The organism is Actinomadura geliboluensis, from assembly GCF_043197915.1.
Taxonomy (GTDB): Bacteria; Actinomycetota; Actinomycetes; order Streptosporangiales; family Streptosporangiaceae; genus Spirillospora; species Spirillospora geliboluensis.
This window is the reverse complement of sequence record NZ_JBICUA010000001.1, coordinates 1,030,553-1,048,314: the sequence shown is the minus strand read 5'-3', so window position 1 is coordinate 1,048,314 and position 17,762 is coordinate 1,030,553. Positions and strand designations below refer to the sequence as shown.

Sequence of the window (17,762 nt, the reverse complement as noted above, 5' to 3'; positions counted from 1 at the left end):
GAGGGGGTTCATGGAGGACGCCGCGTTCTGGGTGCTCGCCGTGCTCGCGGTCGCGGCCGGCGTCGCGGTGTTCGTCGTCGACTCGATGGCGCGGGCGACCTTCGCGCTGCTCGCGTCCTTCCTGTGCGTGGGCGCGGAGCTGCTGCTGATCGACCTGCACTACCTCGGCGTGCTGGTCGTGCTCATGATGATCATGGAGATGCTGGTGATGGCGGTCTTCATGGTCATGTACATGATGAACCCCGCCGGGCTGATGCCGATGACGATGACGCACAACGCGCGCGGCGCGGCCGGGATCTCGGCCGGGCTGTTCGCCGCGCTGGCCGCCGGGATCTTCGCGGTGCCGTGGCCGGAGCGGTCGGGCCGCCCGCCCCGCGACCCGACGTTCGCGCTCGGCGAGTCGATCATGGGGGCGAAGATGCTGGTCATGATGGTGATCGGGATCGCGATCCTGGCCACCATGATCGCCGCGGTGGTGCTGGCGACGCACCGGGGGCGGTACGGCGATGACGCTTGAGACGTTCCTGCTGCTGGCCGCCGCGCTGTTCTGCGTCGGGCTGTTCGGGGCGCTGTCCCAGCAGTCGGTCGTGATGCTGATGATGGGCCTCGAACTGATGATCAACGGTGTGGTGGTCGCGGCGGCGGGGTTCTGGTTCTGGGTGTCGCCCGGCCTGCCGGACGGGCAGGTCCTCGTGCTGGTCGCGATCACCGTGATGGCGCTGGAGATGGCGATGGGCTTCGCCGTGGTCACCGCCCTGTTCCGGGCGCGGGACGTCGACCTGACCGATGAGGCCGGGGATCTCAAGGGATGATTCTCCGGTTGGGCGGGCTGGCGGTGGACGGGTTGTCCGCCGTACTGCTGGTGACCCTGGCGGTCGTCCTGGTCGCGGTGCTGGTGTTCGCGGCGGGGGAGCGGTACGGGGTCCGCTTCCACGCGCTGATGCTGCTGTTCGCGGCGGCGATGGCGGTCACGGTCACCGCCACGGACCTGCTCATGCTGCTGATGGGCTGGGAGGTCATGGGCGCGATGTCGTACGCGCTCATCGGCTACGTGTGGCCGGACGCCGAGCGGGTCCGGTCGGCGGACGTGGCGTTCCTGACGACCCGGGCCGCCGACATGGGCCTGTACGCGGCGGCGGGCTTCGCGCTCGCGGGCGCCCATTCGCTGCGGTTCGACGCGCTCGCGCAGGCGAACGCCCCCTGGCGGGACCTGGTCGCGGCGGGGATCGTGGTGTCCGCGCTGGGCAAGTCGGCGCAGCTGCCGTTCTCGTTCTGGCTGGCGCGGGCCATGGCGGGCCCGAGCCCGGTGTCGGCGCTGCTGCATTCGGCCACGATGGTCGCCGCCGGGGCGTACCTGCTGATGCGCGTCCATCCGCTGCTGGCCGCGACCGGCTGGGCGGACGTGCTCGTGTCGTGGGCGGGCGCGGTGACCGCCCTGCTGCTGGGTGCCGTCGCGCTGGCCCAGCGGGACCTCAAGCAGCTCCTCGCCGCGTCCACGTGCGCGCAGATCGGCTTCATGGTGCTGGGCGCCGGAGCGGGTTCGGTGGGCGGGGCGACGGCCCAACTCGTCGCGCACGCGGCGGTGAAGAGCCTGCTGTTCCTCTGCGCGGGCGTCTGGCTGACCGCCCTCGGGACCGAGCGCTTGGACGAACTGCGCGGTGCGGCCCGGCGGCACCGGCTCGTCGGCGCCGCGTTCGGCGTGGGGGCGCTGGCGCTGGCGGGCGTCCCGCCGCTGTCGCTGTGGGTGACCAAGGACGAGGTGCTGCGCGGCCTGCCCGCCGGGCTGCTCGCGGTGGGGCTCGCGGCGTCGGTGCTGTCGGCGGCCTACCCGGCGAAGGCGCTGTTCGCGGTGTTCCGTCCTGTCGTGGGGGCGGGGATTCGGGTGCCGGTCCTCGGGCAGGCTCCGCTGGTCGTGCTGGCCTTCGCGGCGGCGGTGCTCGGCGTACTGGGGGTGCCCGCGGTGGCGGACGCCTGGCGACGCATGCTCGGCATGCCGCACGAGGGCGGCCCCGACCTGGAGGTGCTCGTCCTGTCCGGCGCCCTGACGGTGCTCACGGTCGGCGCGGTCGGAGCTGCCAGGCGGGTTCCGGCGCCCGGATGGGCGGTGGAATGGCTGTACCTGGAGCGGGCCGCCGGGGCGGTCGTCGTGCGTCCGGCGTTCGCCGCCGCGCGGGCGCTGGCCCGGTTCGACGACCGGGTCGTGGACGGCGCCGTCCGGGGCGCCGCGCGCGGCGGCCGGTGGGCGGCGGGCCTGGCCGGGCGCCGGGTCGAGATCCGCGTGGACGGTGTGACCGCCCTGGTGGTGCGCGCCGCCCGCGCCCTCGCCGCGCTGGCCCGCCGCCCGCAGACCGGGCAGGTGCACCTGTACTACGCCCAGGCCGCGGTGGTGCTCGCGGTGCTCGTCGTCGTCGCCGTCCTGGCCGGGTGAGCCGATGCTGACACTGGTGATCTTCCTGCCCGTCCTGGTCGCGGCCGTGCTGCCGGCCGTCCCGCGCCGCGCGGTGCCGTGGACGTGGACCGCCGTCAGCCTCGCGGAGGTCGCGCTCGTCGGCTGGATGTGGATCGCGCACGGCACGGGCGGCGGTCTCTCGTACGAGACCGACGTGCGGTGGATCCCGTCCGTCGGGGCCGGCTACCACGTCGGCGTGGACGGCCTGTCGCTGCCGCTGCTCGCCCTCACCGCCGTGCTGTTCGCGGCCTGCGCGGTGTACTCGCTGCGGCACACGCACCGGGTGCGGGCGTTCGCGATGCTGTTCCTCTTCCTGGAGACGGTGTGCCTCGGCCTGTTCGCGGCCCTCGACCTCCTGCTGTTCTTCGTCTTCTTCGACCTGTCGATCGTCGGCATGTACTTCGTGATCCTGCTCTGGGGGCACGGCGACAGGTCGCGGTCGGCGCTGAAGTTCTTCCTCTACACCTTCCTCGGGTCGCTGGTCCTGCTGCTCGGCTTCATCGGCCTCTACCTCGGCGCCGACCCCAACACCTTCGACATGGTCGAGTTGACCCGCAACCCGCCGCTGCACGGCGGGCTCGCCGGGCTCACGCTGCTCGCCGTGGCGATCGGGCTCGGCATCAAGACGCCGGTCGTCCCGTTCCACACCTGGCTGCCGCCCGCGCACACCGACGCGCCCGCCGCCGGGTCGGCGATCCTCGCCGGGGTGATGCTGAAGATGGGCACCTACGGGCTCGTCCGGATCGCGATGCCGATGCTGCCGGACGCCTGGCGCCGCTACGCGCTCGCCTTCCTGATCGTCGGGCTGGTCAGCGTCCTGTACGGGGCACTGGTCGCCCTCGCGCAGGACAACGTCAAGCGGCTCATCGCCTACACGTCCGTGAACCACATGGGCTACATCGTCCTCGCGCTGGGCGCGGCCGGGTACGCGTCCGGCGACGCGGACGCGCGGCGCCTCGCGGTGACCGGCGCGGTGACGCAGATGGTCAGCCACGGGCTCGTCACCGGCGCGCTGTTCCTGCTGGCCGGGGTCCTGCACGACCGCGCCGACAGCTACGACATCGGCCGGTTCGGCGGGATCGCGCGGAACGCGCCGGTGTTCGCGTGGCTGTTCGCGGTGGCCGCGTTCGCCTCGCTCGGGCTGCCCGGCCTGTCCGGGTTCATCGCCGAGTTCCAGATCTTCGCCGGGACGATCGGGAGCGGCACCGCCGCGGCCGCCGTGGCCGGTGCGCTCGCCGTCCTCGGCATCCTGATCACGGCCGGGCTGTTCCTCCGCGTCCTGCACCGGGCCGTGCTCGGGCCGCCCGGCGAGCTGACCGGCCGGGTCACCGACGTGCGCCGGCCCGAGCTCGCCGCCCTCGTCCCGCTGCTGCTCCTGTCGCTGCTCATCGGCGTGGTGCCGCGCGGCCTGCTCGACACGATCGAGCCCGTCTCGGCCGCCGTCGTCGGGCTCGTGGGACGGTGACGCGGCACGGTGATGAACGAGAACCCCGCCGACCTCGCCCCCGAGCTGTGCGTCCTGCTCGCCGCCGTCCTCGGCCTGGTCAACGGGCTGTTCCTGCCGCGGACCCGGCAGTGGCGGGTCGCGGTGATCTGCGCGGCCGGGCTCGCCGCCGGGCTCGTCGCCGCCGGGGTGGCCGCGACCCGCGCCGACCTGGCGGTGTTCGACGCGTTCGAGGTCGACCCGATCACGCACGTCACCCGGATCACCGTGATGGCCGCGACGCTCGCCGTGCTGGCCCTCGCCGCCGGGCCGGTGCGCGGCCATCCGCGGGAGAGCGAGCACTACGTCCTGATCCTGCTGTCGGCGCTCGGGGCGATCGTGCTGGGCGCCTCGTCCGACCTGCTGGTGCTGGTCGCCGCCTACCTGCTGGCGAGCATCCCCGCCTACGCCCTCGCCGGGTTCGGCAAGGACGCGCCGGGCACCGAGGCCGCGCTGAAGTACTACCTGATGGGGGCGCTGCTCGGCGTGTTCATGCTCGCCGGGGTGACGGTGCTGTCCGGGGTGGGGCGCGGCACCTCCTACGCGGCGCTGCGCGCGGACCTCGCCGACGCCCCCTCGGCGGCGGTCGCCGCCGGTGTCGTCGCGCTGCTCGCCGGGCTGCTGTTCAAAGCGGGCGCGGTCCCCGGGCACTTCTGGGTCCCGGACGTCACCGAGGGCGCGCCGCCGGCCGTCGCCGCGTTCGTCACGACCGTCCCGAAGATCGGCGCGTTCGCCGCCCTCTACCGGTTCGGCGCCGAGGCCCTCCCGCCCGGCGCGGCAGGGTGGCCCACGCTCGTCGCCGTCATCGCGGCGGCCACCATGACGCTCGGCAACCTCGCCGCGTTCGGGCAGGACAACGTGCGGCGGCTGCTGGCCTACTCGACCGTCAGCCAGGCGGGCTACCTGCTCGTCCCCGTCGCGATGGCGGGACGCACCGACCTGGCCGAGCCCGCGCTGCTGTACTACGTCGCCGCCTACGCGGTGACCAACGCGGGCGCGTTCGCGGTGGTCCTCGCGGCCGGACGCGACGACCTCGCCGGATACGCGGGGCTGATGCGCCGCTCACCGCTGCTCGGCCTGTCGCTGGTGATCTGCCTGCTCGGCTTCATCGGCACCCCGCCGACCGCCGTGTTCGTCGGGAAGGTCCTGATGTTCGGCGCGGCCCTGGACGGCCGCTTCCTGTGGCTCGCCGTCGTCGCCGCCGTCAACACGGTCGCGAGCGTCTTCTACTACCTGCGCTGGATCGTCCCGGCGTTCCGGCGGCCGGACGTGACGTCCCGTCCGGCGCGGGGCGCCACGGCGGTCGCCGTCGCCGCCGCGCTGCTCTCGCTGGCGCTCGGGATCGGCGCCGGCGTGGCCCTGGCGATGTGAACCCCGGACCGGTCAGTTCAGGAGGCCGTGCTCCCCGGCCAGGTCGAGCGCGGCCCGCGCCGCCGGGGCGAGCAGGTGCCGCTCGCCGCGCCCCACGTACACGTACTCGTCCACCTCGCCGGCCGCGGTCATCGCGCCCCGGTACGCGGCGGTGAAGCAGGCCATCCGCACGTGGGCGAAGTCGGGCTGGTCGTGGGCGGGCGCGCGGATGACGCCCAGCTCCCGGAAGGACGCCCGGTCCAGCTCCAGCGCGAGCTCCTCCCGGACCTCGCGGGACAGGGCCGACCAGTCGTCCTCGCCCGGCTCGCGCTTGCCGCCCGGAAGGTAGAGCAGGTCGCGGCCCCGCGACCGGACCGCGAGCATCCGGCCGTCCGCCACCTGCACCCACGCCACCACATCGAGATCTGCCACGCCGATCAGTCTCCTACAGCCTCCGAGACTCCAGGACCCGGCGCAGGAACTCGCGGGTCCGCGGCTCGGCGGGCTCGGTGAAGATCTGCTCGGCGGGCCCGCGCTCCAGCAGCACGCCGTCGTGCAGGAAGCACACGGTGTCGGCGATGTCGCGGGCGAAGCCCATCTCGTGCGTCGCCAGGACCATCGTCATGCCGGAGTCCTTCAGCTCCCGGATGATGTCCATCACCTCGGTGACCAGCTCGGGGTCGAGCGCGGACGTCACCTCGTCCAGCAGCAGCAGGCTGGGCCGCCCCGCCATCGCCCGGACGATCGCGACGCGCTGCTGCTGCCCGCCGGAGAGCCGGTCGGGGTACTCGCCGGCCTTGTCGGCGAGCCCGAACCGCTCCAGCAGCTCCCGGGCGTCCTTCTCGGCCTCGGCGCGCCGCCGCTTGTGGACGCGCACCGGCGCGAGGGTGATGTTGTCCAGCACCGACATGTGCGGGAACAGGTTGTAGGACTGGAACACCATCCCGATGCGCTTGCGGACGTCGTCGGGGTCGGCGTCCGGGTCGGTGATGTCGTCGCCGTCCAGGAAGATCGCCCCGTCGTCGACCGTCTCCAGCACGTTGACGCAGCGCAGCAGCGTCGACTTGCCCGAGCCGGACGCGCCGATCAGGCAGACGACCTCGTGCGGCGCGACGTCCAGGTCGACGCCGCGCAGCACCGGATGCGCGTGGTAGGTCTTCCACACGCCCTCGACGCGCAGCAGCGGTTCGCTCATGTGCCGCCTCCGGGGGCGCGGCGCCGCTCCGCGCGCGCCGCGAGATGGTCGGTGAACCTCGCCATCGGCACCGTCAGCGCGATGAACAGCACCGCCGAGGCCAGGAACGGCGTGTAGTTGAAGGTGTCGGCCGAGTGGATCTGCGCCTGCCGGAGCGCCTCCAGCGGGCCGAGGACGGCGACGAGCGCGGTGTCCTTCTGCAGCGAGGCGAAGTCGTTCAGCAGCGGCGGCACGACCCGGCGCACCGCCTGCGGCAGCACCACGAACCGGAGGCTCTGCGTGCGGCTGAGGCCGAGCGACCGCGCGGCGGCGCGCTGGCTCGGATGGATCGAGTCGATCCCGGCGCGGAACACCTCCGCGACGTACGCGCCGTAGGACAGCACCAGCGCGAACCCGCCCAGCACGGCCGGATTGTCCGGGATGCCCTGCAGGCGCAGCGCGGGCAGCCCGAACCCGACCAGGTACACCAGCAGGATCGTCGGGATGCCCCGGAACACGTCGGTGTAGGCGACGGCGAGCGCCCGCAGCGGGAAGAACAGCGGGCTGCGCAGCCCCCGCGCGAGCGCCACCAGCAGCCCGACGACCAGGATCACCGGCTCGGCGATCAGGAAGATCCGGACGTTCAGCCAGAAGCCGCGCAGCACGTCCGGGAACGCGTCGGTGAACTCTCCCCAGGAGAAGAACGTCTCCTGCACCCGGGGCCAGCCGGGCGAGGACACCACGACCGCCACGACGACGACCGCGAACAGCACGGTCGACGCCGTGGCGAGGGACGCCGACCGGGCGCCGGCGCGGCGGCGCCGGCGCTCCCGGTCGAGCTGCCGTGTGCTCTTGACCCAGGCGCCGTTGCCGGGCGCGCTCGTCCCGGACGCGGTCACTTCAGCACGGGAGCGCCCGCCGACGACGTCAGCCACCGCTCCTCGATCTTCGCCAGCTCACCGGACGACTTCAGCTCCCCGATCGCCTGGTCGAGGCAGCCGACCAGCGGGCTGCCCTTCTCCAGCAGCAGCCCGAAGTGCTCGGTCTCGCCGCCCTGCGTCTGCGGCAGCTGCCCGACGATCTTGGAGCCCTCGACCTGGGCGGCGGTCACGTAGAACGCCGTCGGCAGGTCGACCAGCAGCACGTCCGCCTGCTTGTTCTTCAGCGCGTTGACGGCGTCGATCTGGTTGTTGAACACCTTCGGCTCGGCGTCCGGCTTGAGCTGGTTCTTGACCGCCTGGTAGGAGGTCGTGCCGACCTGCACGGCGATCTTCGCGCCCTTCAGCTCGGCGATGCTCGACGCGTCCGCGAACTTGGTGCCCTCCAGCGCGACCACGCCCTGCTGGACGTCGTAGTAGCCGTCGCTGAACGTCACGGCCTTCTCGCGGGCGGGGGTGACGGAGATCTGGTTGATGTCGAAGTCGAACTTCTTCGTGCCGGGCGCGTAGGACGACTCGAACGACTCGACCGTCCAGGCCACCTCGTCCTTGGTGAAGCCGAGCTTGTCGGCGACCGCGTAGGCGACGGCGCTCTCGAAGCCCTGCCCGTTCTTCGGGTCGTCGTCCTTGAACCACGGCTCGAACGCGGGCTTGTCGGTGGCGACCGTCAGCTTGCCGGGCGTCTTCAGGGCGAGCTTGTCCTTCGTGCAGGACGCGGGGCTCTTGGAGGCGGCGGCGGTGTCGTCCTCCTGCGGGGCGCAGGCGGTGACGGCGAGGGTCAGCGCGGCCAGTCCGGTGAGGACGGCCGCCAGGGGGCGGCGGTGCATAGGGGGCCTCCAGCGGTCGTTTTGTTATCAGTCAGAACGGGGAGTGGCCGGGCGCAGCGTGAGGGACCGCACACCCTTGAGGCCGAGGGCATCGGTGGCCGATCCCTGGTTGACGGCGAGGCCGAGCCAGCCGGACGAGTCCGTCCACAGCAGCGGCTCGCCGGGCGCGACCGCGCCGAAGGTCTCCGCGAAGGCCACCCGCGCCGAGCCCGGGGCCGGAACGGTCCAAGCGACGTCCAGCGGAGTCCCGGGCGGCAGTTCGCCGAACGCGGCGGTCAGATCGCCGGGTTCGGCGCCGAGGACGAGGCTGCCGAAGCGGTCGGTGTAGAGCACGGGAACGGTGAGGCCGCCGTCGTCCGCCACCGGGGGCGGGACGTCCAGCGGCAGCAGCTCGACCGCCGGACCGAGGTCGGCGACGGCGACGCCGGTCGCGACGTGCGCGGCGGCGGGGGAGAAGATGTCGCGGCCGTGGAAGGAGGTCGACACCTCCGGCAGCCGGTACGCGGGATTCTCCAGGGCGTGCGCCCGGACGACCCCGCCCAGGACCTCGGCGGCGGGGACGAGCAGCCCGTTGTCGGGGCCGATGAGCACGTCCCCGCGCCCGGTCTCGACCGCGACGGGACGGCGCGGCGTCCCGACGCCGGGGTCGACGATCCCGGTGTGGACGCCGACGGGCAGGTACGGGAGCGCCTGGCGCAGCAGCATCGCGCCCTCGCGGACGTCGAACGGCGTGATCTCGTCGCTCAGCACGAGCACGGTGGCCTCGGGCGCGATCGTGTAGACCACGCCGGCGCAGATGGACGTGTAGGCGGCGCCGAAGTCGGTCGCCAGACTGACGAACGGACGGCTCTCGGACATGGGCGACCTCGGCGGGACCTGCGGTGATGACGGAGGGTGAGAGGCAAAAGGGTACCAAGCCGGTGATCAGCCCGTGCTCCCCGGCTGCTCGTATCCTGCACGGGTGCGCGCCGAAGCCCTCGATCCCGTCCTGCTGCGGACGTTCGTCGCCGTCGCCGACCTCGGCTCCTTCACCGCCGCCGCGGCCGCGGAGGGCTACACCCAGTCGGCGGTGTCCCGGCAGGTCGCCGCGCTGGAGGACGTCTGCGGGGTGGAGCTGTTCGCGCGCGGCGCGCGGGGCGTCCGGCCGACCCCCGCCGGGGAGCACCTGCTGCCGCACGCGCGGGCGCTGCTCGACCGGCTCGCCGCCACCGCCCGCGCGCTCGACGGGCTGCGCCGCCTCGACACCGGGACGCTGCGCCTCGGCGCCTTCCCCACGGCCAACGCCGTGCTCGTGCCGCGCGCCCTCGCCCGGTTCCGGGCCCGCCATCCGGGCGTGCGGCCGGTGCTGCGGGAGGGGACGACCGAGCGGCTGCTGCCGATGCTGGACGCGGGAGACCTCGACATCGTGCTGGTCAGCACGCACAAGCACCCGTCGCTCGACGCCGACGACCTCGTGCCGCTGCTGGACGACGCGCTGCTCGTCGCGCTGCCGAGCGGGCACCGGCTCGCCGCGCGCGACCGCGTCCCGCTGGACGAGCTGGCCGCCGAGCCGTGGATCGTCGCCGACGACCCCGAGGCGATCGCCGCGCTACGCGCCCGCTGCGAGGCCGCCGGCTTCGTCCCGGAGACCCCGATCCGGGTCGCCGAGTGGATCTCCAAGCTGGGCCTGGTCGCGGAGGGGTTCGGTGTGACGCTCGTGCCCGCGCTGGCGGCCTCGGCCGTGGTGCGGGACGGGGTGGTGCTGCGCGCCGTGGCGTCCGGCCGGGGGCCGCGCCGCACCGTCTACGCGGCGGTGGGGCGGCACGCGCGGCGGTCCCCGGCCGTCACCGCGTTCCTGGCGGATCTGCGCGACGTGGCCGGGGACCTGCGCCCTTAGCCCCTTTGCTCCGGAGGCGTCAGGGGACCGCGGCGACGAGCTCGATCTCGATCAGCGCGTCCGGGTGGAAGAGGCGGGGCACCTCCACGGTCGTGCTGGTCGGCGGCGTGCCGGTGATGTGCCGGTAGCGGACCGCCGCGTACTCGGCGCGCAGATCCATGTCGGTGAGGAACGTGCGGATGCTGACGACGTCGTTGAAGCCGGCGCCGTGCGCGGCGAGGATGCGGCCGAGCAGCGAGAAGATCACCTCGCACTGGCGGGTCATGTCGCCGGGGGCGTCCACCTTGCCGTCCTCGTCCATGGCGATCTGCCCCGACACGTAGAGCATCGGCCCCTGGGTGACGTATGCGGTGTGGGAGTAGGCGGGGTTCGGCGGTGCGGGAACGGTGTCCGGGTTGACGAGCGTGACGCGCATCTGTGCGTTTCTCCTGATGTGGTCGGTGAGTGAGGTGAGATCGCGGCCGCCGAGCCCGTCGCCGAGCGCGGCCTGCGCGCGCGCCTGGACGGCGGACAGGACGCCGCCCTGCGCGGCGCCGTCGAGCGCGAGGCCGAGGTCCTTGGCGGCGAGCGCGAGGGTGAAGCGGGGCGGGCCCTCCCCGTCCAGCAGGCGGCGTGCCTGCGGGCTGACGCGGGACAGGAGCTCCAGGGCCAGACCGGTGTCGACGCCGAGCCGGTCGGCGACGGCGAGGGCCTCGCCCAGCGTGGCGAAGCCCGCGACGAGCGCGCCGTTCACCACCAGCTTGAGCGCGGCGCCCGCGCCGGGCGGCCCGGCGTGCCGGACGTGCCCGAGCGCCCCGAACGCGGCCGCGCAGCGGGCCAGGTCGGCCTCCGCCGCGCCCGCGAGGATCACCAGCTCGCCCGCCTCCGCCTGCGGGACGCTCCCGGAGACGGGCGCGTCCACGAAGCCGATCCCGGCGGGCAGCCGGTCCCGGACGCGGCGGACGGCGTCCGGCCCGATCGTCGACATGTCGGCGATCACCGCGCCCAGCGCCAGCGCGGCGGCCGCCCCGGCGGGACCGAACAGGGCGGCCTCCACCGCGTCCGCGTCGGTGAGCATCGTGATCACCAGGTCGCGGCCGGCGGCGGCCTCGGCGGGCGTGGCCGCCGCGGTGGCGCCGGCCCCCGCGAGCGGCGCCGCGCGGGCGGGCGTCCGGTTCCAGACGGCCAGGTCGTGGCCGGCGGTGAGCAGCCGCGCGGCCATGGGGGCGCCCATGCGCCCCAGTCCGAGAAAAGCGATTCTTGTCATGGCGCGATCGACGCTAGGCGCCTTTATGCCATGACACCAGCGAAGGGTTCGCACGCCTGCCATGCGGACAACGCATGGCTCAGCCGGATCAGCCGAAGGCGAAGAGGATCGCAGCCAGGGCCAGCAGCAGTGCCAGGCCCGTCATGAGCACGATGGAGCCGGGGTCGGCCGCGCCGCCGCCCGCGGGCAGCCGGTGCGCCCGCGTCCGCAGCCCGGCCCGCGTGCGCCGCACCAGCAGCGCGGCGCTGCCGCAGACGACGGCCGCGGCGGCGGCCATCCCGGCGGCCGAGGGCGCGAGCCGCACGCACAGCAGGCCCGCGACGGTCAGGGACAGGGTGGTGCGGGACCAGGCCAGCGCCGTCCGCTCCGGCTGCGCCCCCCGGTCCCAGAGCTTCACCGCGTGACCAGGAGCGCGACCAGCAGGGCGATCGCGGCGATCGCGATGCCGTAGGCCATGACCGGGGCGAGCGCGGGCGGCGGCAGCGTCTCGTCGCGGCGCAGGGCGCGCTCGGTGCGCAGCCAGCGGCGGAACGCGAGCACGGCGGTGAGCGCGCCGGTCCCGGCGAACGCGATCGCGAGGCCGTGCCGCAGCACCGGTTCGAGGAAGTCGCCGGCGAGCGCCGCGCCGACGCCGCCCGCGATCAGCGCCAGCGCCGTGCGGATCCAGGCCAGGAACGTGCGCTCGTTGGCGAGGGTGAATCTGGGGTCGGGGTCGTCGCCCTCGGCGAGCAGGCGGTCGGCCCACCTGCCGCGCGGGGAGGACGAGTGCCGTGTCGCGGTCATCGCCATTCATAATAGGCGATGAAAGTGCCCCCGCCATTTTCGGGACGGAAAATCAATTCCGACTGATAATCTGGGAAATGCCTGGTGGGGGGTGGTTCAGCGGGTGCCGAAGCGGCGGGCCGAGGCGTCCTCCTGGGCCAGCCGGTGCAGGGCGGTGAGCACCTGCTCGTAGAGCACGGTGGAGACGAGCAGCGTATGGACCGTCCGGCTGCGGGGCGCACCCTCGCCGACCCGGCCGATCTCGTGCTCGGCGACCTCGGTGGCGGCATTGACGTAGGGGCGCAGGTCCGTGAGCGTGATGGGGAAGCCGAGGCGGCGCAGCGCCGTGAACGTGTGCGCGAGCAGGTCGCGGGCGGGGGCGTCGGGGCCGACCGTCCAGCCGAGCTCGCGGACGAGGGCGTCCACGTCCTCGCGGGCGGCGCGCCAGTGCGGGTCGTGCGGGGCGGCGACGTGCGGGCCGATCGCGTGCCGGGTGGTGGCGAACAGGTCGTGCAGGCTGACCCGGTCGTCCTCGACGGCCGCGATGATCTGCTGGATCGCCGCGACGGGCAGGTCCCCGACCTCGCGCAGGGCGTTGATCAGCCGCAGCCGCTCCAGATGGCGGCCGTCGTACTCCGCGCGGGTCGCGCTGACGGTCGAGCCCTTGGGGAGCAGTCCCTCCCGGATGTAGAACTTGATCGTCTGGATCGTCAGACCGCTCCGATCACTGAGCTCGGAGATCTGCACCGTCGAACCCCCTTCGCCGGAGGCCAACGGTAGCGAGGCCGGGGGATTGGATACTGGCACTATCCAATGTCTGTCCGGGTTGTTCTGGTTGTTCGGTTCTCCCGTCGTCCGGTGCGCCGGGTCAGGACGCGGTGCGGCGCATCCCCTCGGAGATCTTCTCGGCGGCGGCGGCCACCGGCCCGGCGTGCAGCCGGCCGGGGGAGCGGGTCAGCCGCTCCAGCGGCCCGGACACCGAGACGGCCGCGATCACCCGGCCGCCGGCGCCGCGGATCGGGGCCGACACCGACCCCACGCCCTGCTCGCGCTCCCCGACGCTCTGCGCCCACCCGCGCCGCCGGACCGACGCCAGCGTCGTCGCCTCGAACTTGGCGTTGCGCAGCCCCCGGTGCAGCCGGTCCGGCTCCTCCCAGGCGAGCAGGATCTGCGCGGCCGACCCCGCCGTCATCGGCAGCGCCGCGCCGACCGGGATGGTGTCGCGCAGGCCGCTGGTCCGCTCGGCGGCGGCCACGCACACCCGGACGTCCCCCTGGCGGCGGAACAGGGAGGCGCTCTCGCCGGTGAGGTCGCGCAACTGGGCCAGGATGGGCTGGGCGATGGCGAGCAGCCGGTCCTCGCCGGCGGCGACGGCCAGCTCGGCGAGCCGCGGCCCGAGGATGAAGCGGCCCTGGGTGTCGCGGTGCACGAGGCGGTGGTGCTCCAGCGCGACGGCCAGCCGGTGCGCGGTCGGGCGGGCCAGCCCGGTCGTCTGGACGAGCTGGGCGAGCGAGGCCGGGCCGGCCTCCAGCGCGTTCAGTACGAGAACCGCTTTGTCAAGTACGCCGACTCCGCTAGAGTTGTCCATGTCTTGATATTGACGTCTCGTAATGTGAGATTGCAAGTCAGGGTGACCGAGACCACGGTGCGCCGGCGACCTGCGCCGGGCACCGACGATCCTTACAGGTGAGGTGGGAGTGATGGGCCGAACACTGGCCGAGAAGGTCTACGACGCGCACGTCGTGCGGCGCGCCGAGGGTGAGCCCGACCTCCTCTACATCGACCTGCACCTCGTCCACGAGGTCACGAGCCCGCAGGCGTTCGACGGGCTGCGGATGGCCGGCCGCAAGGTCCGCCGCCCCGACCTGACCATCGCCACCGAGGACCACAACGTCCCGACCACGGACCTGCTCAAGCCCATCGCCGACCCGGTGTCGCGCACCCAGGTCGAGACGCTGCGCAAGAACTGCTCCGACTTCGGCGTCCGGCTGCACCCGATGGGCGACGACGGGCAGGGCATCGTCCACGTCATGGGCCCGCAGCTCGGCCTCACCCAGCCCGGCATGACCGTCGTGTGCGGCGACTCGCACACCTCCACGCACGGCGCGTTCGGCGCCCTCGCCTTCGGCATCGGCACCAGCGAGGTCGAGCACGTCCTCGCCACCCAGACGCTGCCGCAGGTCCAGCCGAAGACGATGGCCGTCACCGTCGAGGGCGCGCTGCCCGCGGGCGTCACCGCCAAGGACCTCATCCTCGCGATCATCGCGAAGATCGGCACCGGCGGCGGCCAGGGCCACATCATCGAGTACCGCGGCGAGGCGGTCCGCTCGCTGTCGATGGAAGGCCGCATGACGGTCTGCAACATGTCCATCGAGGCCGGCGCCCGCGCCGGGATGATCGCCCCGGACGAGACCACGTTCGAGTACCTCAAGGGCCGCGCGCACGCCCCGCAGGGCGAGGACTGGGACCGGGCCGTCGAGTACTGGACGTCCCTGCGCACCGACGACGACGCCGTCTTCGACAAGGAGGTCGTGATCGACGCGGCCTCGCTGACCCCGTTCGTCACCTGGGGCACCAACCCCGGCCAGGGCCTGCCGCTCGGCGAGTCCGTGCCCGACCCCGCGTCCTTCGCCGACCCGGTCCAGCGCCAGGCCGCCGAGCGCGCCCTCGACTACATGGGCCTCACCGCCGGGACGCCGCTGCGCGAGATCCGGGTCGACACCGTCTTCGTCGGCTCCTGCACCAACGGCCGCATCGAGGATCTGCGCGCCGTCGCGGGGGTGCTGGAGGGCCGCAAGGTCGCCGACGGCGTCCGGATGCTGGTCGTCCCCGGCTCCATGAAGGTCAAGAAGCAGGCCGAGGAGGAGGGCCTGGACGCGGTCATCGCCGCGTCCGGCGCCGAGTGGCGCGAGGCCGGCTGCTCCATGTGCCTGGCGATGAACCCGGACAAGCTCACGCCCGGCGAGCGCAGCGCCTCCACGTCCAACCGCAACTTCGAGGGACGCCAGGGACCCGGCGGCCGCACCCACCTGGTGTCGCCCGCCGTCGCCGCCGCGACCGCCGTCACCGGCCGCCTGACCGCCCCCGCCGACCTCTAGAGGGAACCCACGATGGAAGCGTTCACCACCTACACCGGGCGCGCGGTCCCGCTGCGCCGCAGCAACGTCGACACCGACCAGATCATCCCGGCCGTCTGGCTGAAGCAGGTCAGCCGCACCGGGTTCGACAAGGGCCTGTTCTCCGCCTGGCGCGAGGACCCCGAGTTCGTCCTGAACCAGCCCCAGTACGAGGGCGCCGGCGTCCTGGTCGCCGGGCCCGACTTCGGCACCGGTTCGTCCCGCGAGCACGCCGTCTGGGCCCTCCAGCAGTACGGCTTCCGCGTCATCATCGCCCCGCGCTTCGGTGACATCTTCCGGAACAACTCCACCAAGATGGGGCTGCTGCCGGTCATCCTGACCGGCGAGCAGGTGGAGGACCTCCAGGCCCGGATCGAGAAGGACCCGGCGCTGGAGATCACCGTCGACCTGGACAAGCGCGAGGTGCGCTACGCGGGGGAGACCGCGTCCTTCGAGATCGACGACTACACCCGCTGGCGCCTCATGGAGGGCCTGGACGACATCGGCCTCACCCTCCGCCACGCCGACGCCATCAACGAGTTCGAGAAGTCCCGCCAGGACTGGTTCCCCACCACCGTGTAAGCCCAGGGGGCGACCCCTGGAACCCTGTCACGACGCAGGCGACCCCACGCCGCCGTTGCACGTCAGCCTCGCTCTGGCGTGCGCGGCGGCGTGGCGGTCGCCTGCGTCGTTAGGCGGGGCCACATGACCCTGTCGAGGCCCCTCCGAAAGGCGCGGGCCGCGCTCATGGGGACCCCGGGCGTGTCGGTGGTCGGCGGCACCAGGGACAATTTTGGGTGTGCCATGCTCGCCGACCGTTTGGGGGAATGGAATTGAGCGCGGTCCCGTGGACCGGGCCGGAGTGGGACGACCCCGCGTTGATGCTGCTCGCGCGCCAGTTGCGTGACGCTCATCGGGCGGTGGCGCCGCTTCCGGCCGAGACCCGGCAGCGGCTCATCCGGCACCTGCTGGCGATCACCGATCTGGCGAAACGGGACGCCGGACTGGCCGCTCGCAGGCTGGACGCGTTCCTCGCCGATTTCCAAGACGGGGCCGACGTCGGTTAGCGTGCGCAGTGGCCGGATCCGGTCCGGTCACCCGGCGAGACGGGGGCGAGGCCGACAAAAACGCCAGCGACACGCCAACTCTTGCGTGCAGGTGATTGTGTCCATGCTGAGGGTCCCTTAGTTTCGTTCGGGCAAGGGGGGAACTAGAGGAGTAACCCATGAACAAGCGTGAGCTGGTCGACGCCATCTCTGACCGGCTGGGCAGCAAGAAGGCCGCAGCCGAGGCCGTCGACGCCATCCTGGAGGCGATCCAGAACGCCGTCGCCAAGGGCGACAAGGTCGCCATCACCGGGTTCGGTTCGTTCGAGAAGGCCGACCGGCCTGCCCGTACGGCCCGCAACCCCGCAACGGGCAAGACCATCGAGGTTCCCGCGACGTCCGTGCCGAAGTTCAAGGCCGGCGCGGACTTCAAGAACCTGGTGGCCGGCAAGAAGTAGCCACGCCGCGTCAGCGCCCGGGACCGTCCGAACGGTCCCGGGCGCTGACGCGTCCACGGGTCAGGTGGGCAGCGGGAACGTCAGGTGGGCAGCGGGAACGTCGACAGCGTCACGGCGGTGACCCGGCCGCCCGGGCCGCCCTCCAGCGCGAGGTTCACCCGCTGGCCGAACCGCAGCAGCCGCAGCCCGCCCGCCGCGAACGCCTCCGCGTCGAACGCCAGCTCCGTGCCGTCGTCGAGGAGGACGCTCCCCGACCGGGTCTCCGCGTCGAACGCCTTCACCGTTCCCTGCATGCCCGGAACTCTAGGCCACCGAGGGCAGCAGGGCCGCGACCTCGGCGGTGCGGGGGCCGGTGCCGAGCGCGAGGGCTTCGCGGAGGTCCTCCGGCGTGTCGACGTCGCGGCGTACGCTGTCGATGCCGGGCAGGACGATCTCCACGGCGCCGCGGGAGCGGTGCGCCGCCCGCGACCCGCCGCCGAACGCCGGGGCGAACGGCACGCCCGGCCGGGCCGTGTACAGCGTCGTGCCGACGCCCGCCGCGTCCGGGACGAACGCCTGCGGCGCGGCCGCGGCGGCGTCGAGGACGCGGGCGAGTTCATCCGGCCGCAGCGCGGGAAGGTCCGCTGAGAGGGCGCCGACGCCCGCGTCCGGGAACAGCTCGCGCCCCCGGCCCGCGCCGTGCACCAGCGCCGGGTTCAGGCCGGCGTCCGGCACGTCGGGCACCACGCGGGCGCCGAGGGCGGCGAGCTCGGCCGCCGGAAGGGGATCGTCGGTGACAACGATCACGTCGCGGACCCGGTCGCAGCGCAGCGCCGCCGCGACCGTGTCGGCCGCCACCGCGAGCGCGAGGGCCTCCCGGTGCGGGCCCGCCGCGGCGGACATGCGGGTCTTGGCCCTGGCGAGCACCTTGACGGGGACGACGAGCGACCAGGGCGGGCGGGGCGCGTTCCGCGCGGCGCGGGCCCGTGCTGTTGTAGACATGGCAACTCGACACTATGCGCACGCAACCGCGACACTTGATGACACCCCACGTTCAT

General features: G+C 73.4%; 22 protein-coding genes. 10 read left to right on the top strand and 12 right to left on the bottom strand.

Features of this window, described 5'->3' with window-relative positions; genetic code table 11:
- Nucleotides 1–10: 10 nt before the first annotated feature.
- From ACGFI1_RS05000 to ACGFI1_RS04980, 5 genes are read left to right on the top strand one after another with little or no spacing between them, the layout of a single operon-like run.
- Nucleotides 11–517, top strand: a complete 507-nt coding sequence (locus ACGFI1_RS05000; protein WP_387067887.1) for an NADH-quinone oxidoreductase subunit J — start codon at nt 11–13, stop codon at nt 515–517.
- Nucleotides 507–812, top strand: a complete 306-nt coding sequence (gene nuoK / locus ACGFI1_RS04995; protein WP_387067884.1) for an NADH-quinone oxidoreductase subunit NuoK — start codon at nt 507–509, stop codon at nt 810–812. Before ACGFI1_RS05000 ends, nuoK begins: the two co-directional genes overlap by 11 nt.
- A complete protein-coding gene (locus ACGFI1_RS04990) occupies nt 809–2,428 on the top strand; it encodes an NADH-quinone oxidoreductase subunit 5 family protein (protein ID WP_392782979.1) in 1,620 nt (539 codons plus the stop codon). Before nuoK ends, ACGFI1_RS04990 begins: the two co-directional genes overlap by 4 nt.
- A gap of 4 nt (nt 2,429–2,432) precedes the next feature.
- Nucleotides 2,433–3,914 (top strand): complex I subunit 4 family protein, encoded by a 1,482-nt coding sequence (locus ACGFI1_RS04985; protein ID WP_392782976.1) that lies wholly within the window; start codon nt 2,433–2,435, stop codon nt 3,912–3,914.
- A 12-nt stretch (nt 3,915–3,926) separates the two neighbouring features.
- Nucleotides 3,927–5,303, top strand: coding sequence for an NADH-quinone oxidoreductase subunit N (locus tag ACGFI1_RS04980; RefSeq protein ID WP_392782973.1), 1,377 nt, complete (start codon nt 3,927–3,929; stop codon nt 5,301–5,303).
- Nucleotides 5,304–5,315: 12 nt separating this feature from the next.
- Here the strand turns inward: ACGFI1_RS04980 and ACGFI1_RS04975 are convergent, their stop codons facing one another.
- Genes ACGFI1_RS04975 through ACGFI1_RS04955 form a run of 5 tightly spaced genes read right to left on the bottom strand, consistent with a single transcriptional unit; the run spans nt 5,316 to nt 9,079 of the window.
- Nucleotides 5,316–5,714, bottom strand: a complete 399-nt coding sequence (locus ACGFI1_RS04975; protein WP_138636368.1) for an NUDIX hydrolase — start codon at nt 5,712–5,714, stop codon at nt 5,316–5,318.
- A 13-nt stretch (nt 5,715–5,727) separates the two neighbouring features.
- Nucleotides 5,728–6,477: an amino acid ABC transporter ATP-binding protein gene (locus tag ACGFI1_RS04970; protein WP_392782970.1), complete on the bottom strand. Its 750-nt coding sequence runs from the start codon at nt 6,475–6,477 to the stop codon at nt 5,728–5,730.
- On the bottom strand, nt 6,474–7,391 hold the full coding sequence (locus ACGFI1_RS04965) for an amino acid ABC transporter permease (RefSeq protein WP_392782967.1): 918 nt from the start codon (nt 7,389–7,391) through the stop codon (nt 6,474–6,476). Before ACGFI1_RS04965 ends, ACGFI1_RS04970 begins: the two co-directional genes overlap by 4 nt.
- Nucleotides 7,352–8,221 (bottom strand): ABC transporter substrate-binding protein, encoded by an 870-nt coding sequence (locus ACGFI1_RS04960; RefSeq protein WP_392782964.1) that lies wholly within the window; start codon nt 8,219–8,221, stop codon nt 7,352–7,354. Before ACGFI1_RS04960 ends, ACGFI1_RS04965 begins: the two co-directional genes overlap by 40 nt.
- A gap of 27 nt (nt 8,222–8,248) precedes the next feature.
- Nucleotides 8,249–9,079: an SAM hydrolase/SAM-dependent halogenase family protein gene (locus ACGFI1_RS04955; protein WP_392782961.1), complete on the bottom strand. Its 831-nt coding sequence runs from the start codon at nt 9,077–9,079 to the stop codon at nt 8,249–8,251.
- Nucleotides 9,080–9,182: 103 nt separating this feature from the next.
- Here ACGFI1_RS04955 and ACGFI1_RS04950 point away from each other — a divergent pair, with 103 nt between their 5' ends.
- Nucleotides 9,183–10,097: a LysR family transcriptional regulator gene (locus ACGFI1_RS04950; RefSeq protein WP_386867377.1), complete on the top strand. Its 915-nt coding sequence runs from the start codon at nt 9,183–9,185 to the stop codon at nt 10,095–10,097.
- Nucleotides 10,098–10,116: 19 nt separating this feature from the next.
- Here the strand turns inward: ACGFI1_RS04950 and ACGFI1_RS04945 are convergent, their stop codons facing one another.
- The 5 genes from ACGFI1_RS04945 to ACGFI1_RS04925 all read right to left on the bottom strand — a co-directional run bounded on the left by ACGFI1_RS04945 (nt 10,117) and on the right by ACGFI1_RS04925 (nt 13,693).
- On the bottom strand, nt 10,117–11,343 hold the full coding sequence (locus ACGFI1_RS04945; protein ID WP_392782957.1) for an NAD(P)-binding domain-containing protein: 1,227 nt from the start codon (nt 11,341–11,343) through the stop codon (nt 10,117–10,119).
- A gap of 88 nt (nt 11,344–11,431) precedes the next feature.
- Nucleotides 11,432–11,740, bottom strand: a complete 309-nt coding sequence (locus tag ACGFI1_RS04940; RefSeq protein WP_138636373.1) for a DUF202 domain-containing protein — start codon at nt 11,738–11,740, stop codon at nt 11,432–11,434.
- Entirely contained in the window at nt 11,737–12,126 is a 390-nt protein-coding gene (locus ACGFI1_RS04935; protein ID WP_138636374.1) for a YidH family protein, read from the bottom strand. Before ACGFI1_RS04935 ends, ACGFI1_RS04940 begins: the two co-directional genes overlap by 4 nt.
- A gap of 96 nt (nt 12,127–12,222) precedes the next feature.
- Nucleotides 12,223–12,852, bottom strand: coding sequence for a MerR family transcriptional regulator (locus ACGFI1_RS04930; protein ID WP_392737160.1), 630 nt, complete (start codon nt 12,850–12,852; stop codon nt 12,223–12,225).
- A 121-nt stretch (nt 12,853–12,973) separates the two neighbouring features.
- Nucleotides 12,974–13,693 carry an IclR family transcriptional regulator gene (locus tag ACGFI1_RS04925; RefSeq protein ID WP_364552571.1) on the bottom strand — a complete coding sequence of 240 codons (720 nt, stop codon included), beginning with the start codon at nt 13,691–13,693 and terminating at the stop codon, nt 12,974–12,976.
- Between the two features lie 112 nt (nt 13,694–13,805).
- Between ACGFI1_RS04925 and leuC the strand changes: the two genes are divergently transcribed.
- From leuC to ACGFI1_RS04905, 4 genes are all read left to right on the top strand, one after another.
- Complete coding sequence (gene leuC, locus ACGFI1_RS04920) at nt 13,806–15,203, top strand: 3-isopropylmalate dehydratase large subunit (RefSeq protein ID WP_138636377.1); 1,398 nt, start codon at nt 13,806–13,808, stop codon at nt 15,201–15,203.
- A gap of 12 nt (nt 15,204–15,215) precedes the next feature.
- Nucleotides 15,216–15,803: a 3-isopropylmalate dehydratase small subunit gene (leuD, locus tag ACGFI1_RS04915; RefSeq protein ID WP_138636378.1), complete on the top strand. Its 588-nt coding sequence runs from the start codon at nt 15,216–15,218 to the stop codon at nt 15,801–15,803.
- 251 nt (nt 15,804–16,054) lie between these two features.
- Nucleotides 16,055–16,288, top strand: a complete 234-nt coding sequence (locus tag ACGFI1_RS04910) for an SCO5555 family protein (protein ID WP_240807537.1) — start codon at nt 16,055–16,057, stop codon at nt 16,286–16,288.
- A gap of 158 nt (nt 16,289–16,446) precedes the next feature.
- Nucleotides 16,447–16,725 (top strand): HU family DNA-binding protein, encoded by a 279-nt coding sequence (locus ACGFI1_RS04905; protein ID WP_021598708.1) that lies wholly within the window; start codon nt 16,447–16,449, stop codon nt 16,723–16,725.
- Between the two features lie 80 nt (nt 16,726–16,805).
- Here the strand turns inward: ACGFI1_RS04905 and ACGFI1_RS04900 are convergent, their stop codons facing one another.
- A complete protein-coding gene (locus tag ACGFI1_RS04900) occupies nt 16,806–17,018 on the bottom strand; it encodes a cold-shock protein (RefSeq protein WP_387067852.1) in 213 nt (70 codons plus the stop codon).
- Between the two features lie 10 nt (nt 17,019–17,028).
- Complete coding sequence (gene cofC, locus ACGFI1_RS04895) at nt 17,029–17,706, bottom strand: 2-phospho-L-lactate guanylyltransferase (RefSeq protein ID WP_138636381.1); 678 nt, start codon at nt 17,704–17,706, stop codon at nt 17,029–17,031.
- Nucleotides 17,707–17,762 lie beyond the last annotated feature (56 nt).